Origin of the sequence: Zoogloea sp. 1C4, from assembly GCF_009469605.1 — a bacterium.
Lineage (GTDB): Bacteria > Pseudomonadota > Gammaproteobacteria > Burkholderiales > Rhodocyclaceae > Zoogloea > Zoogloea oryzae.
On sequence record NZ_SSXU01000126.1, the window covers coordinates 1 to 1073 of the forward strand.

Sequence of the window (1073 nt, forward strand, 5' to 3'; positions counted from 1 at the left end):
TACTTTACTTGGTACTAAACTTACTACTTCAGTAATAACAGTAAAGGATGCCTATGGAAACATTATTCAATTAGGTTCTGAAACTAAGATGAAATTCTAGAGATATAGAAAGTACACTTGCAAAGATTATATTGCATATGTTAAAGGTAATAGGATATATGTAGAAGGTGATGCTAATCAACTAGAATATATTGATGTAGAAATAATTGCTGAAGATCCTACTGAAGATAAACTATGTTACAATCCTGATAAGGATGAATATCCTTTACCAGCTTATATGTGGGGAACAGTTAAGTAGCTAATCTTTACTAAAGATTTCTTAACTATGAGATAGCAAGTATCTGATACTACTAACGATAGTAAGGATGATACTTAGAATGTAATGAATTAGAATGTTAACAGAAGTATAAGACGATGAATGAATTAAATAAATCAGCTAATAAAACGGTATCTTATACTATACCTTCATTCTATAACCATTACTTAAGTAGTATAGAACCAGATACAGTATACGATATAGATTATACTACTTATAGAAAGATAGTAACAGACTACTTTTATCACTTAAGAGATTAGTTATTAGAAGAAAGTAAAGAAGTTAAATTACCTTATAGAATGGGTAGTATTCAAATAGTAAAGAAACAGCCTAAACATTTAGATGGTAGAAGTCTTAGAATAGATTATAAAGCTACTAAAGAGTTAGGTAAACTTACTTATTTACTTAATGAACACTCAGGATTCTACAAGTATAGACTTTACTGGAATAAATAGGACATGCTAGTGTCTAACAAAAGTAAGTATTAGATTGTACTTACTAGAGCAAATAAAAGGCATTTAGCACAAATAATTAAATAGAATATTCACGATTACGAATAGCAGCCATGATATATAAAATGACAAGTAGTAAAGCCGTGATTGCTAAAGTAATTGCGGACTTAGGTTTAAATGAAACCGAAATACCTATTACTGACATCAAACAATGGATAGGTGAAAGTTTAATGAATATAGGTTCTGTTAATCAACTAGATCATAAAGTAGAAGTAATACCTATCAATGGTTATTAGGCTAAGTTA

At 29.0% G+C, this 1073-nt stretch carries 1 protein-coding gene; it reads left to right on the plus strand.

What is annotated here, in order from left to right; all coding sequences use genetic code 11:
• The first annotated feature begins 893 nt into the window (after positions 1-893).
• A complete protein-coding gene (locus GH681_RS23180) occupies positions 894-1064 on the plus strand; it encodes a hypothetical protein (protein WP_153163850.1) in 171 nt (56 codons plus the stop codon).
• Positions 1065-1073 lie beyond the last annotated feature (9 nt).

Bases quoted from the DNA above. Each gene is read 5' to 3' on its own strand.
- GH681_RS23180 (WP_153163850.1), top strand. From the start codon at position 894: ATGACAAGTAGTAAAGCCGTGATTGCTAAAGTAATTGCGGACTTAGGT.